The following is a 442-nucleotide window of genomic DNA, read 5'->3' as shown; positions in this document are numbered from 1 at the left end:
CAGCCGAGCTCGACGAACTCAGGCAACTCCGCAAGGAAAACGCTGAGTTGAGGCGGGCCAATGAGATCCTGAAGGCCGCATCGGTGTTTTTTGCCCAGGAGATCGACCGTCCCCGGACGAGGCCGAGCAGGTGATCGACCACCTGCGCGAGAAGGGCCCTCGGCGTCGATCCCGTCTGCCGGGAGCTGGACCTGTCGCCGTCGACGTACTTCGCCCGCAAGAAGCGCCCGAAGTCCGCCCGGCGGCTCCGCGACGAACAGCTCATGCCCATGATCGAGCAGATCCACGACGAGTCCGGCGGCACCTACGGAGCCCGCCGGATCACCCGCGCCCTGCGGCGCAAGGGAGTCGCGGTGGCCCGCTGCACTGTCGAGCGTTGCGGCGTACGCGTAACCGGCGCCGTTCCAGCTCAGTCAGATTCTCTTCGGTCTGGCGCCGGTTG

The 442-nt window shown here is 67.2% G+C and carries 1 protein-coding gene; it reads left to right on the top strand.

Annotated features, from left to right (window positions below; translation table 11 throughout):
- Positions 1-185 precede the first annotated feature (185 nt).
- A partial coding sequence (locus TN53_RS49725) for an IS3 family transposase (RefSeq protein WP_420719173.1) occupies positions 186-442 on the top strand: 257 nt, incomplete at its 3' end.

Origin of the sequence: Streptomyces sp. WM6386 (genome assembly GCF_000972385.1) — a bacterium.
Classification (GTDB): Bacteria; Actinomycetota; Actinomycetes; order Streptomycetales; family Streptomycetaceae; genus Streptomyces.
The sequence above is the reverse complement of the archived record's forward strand: the minus strand, read 5'-3'. Positions and strand labels throughout refer to the sequence as shown.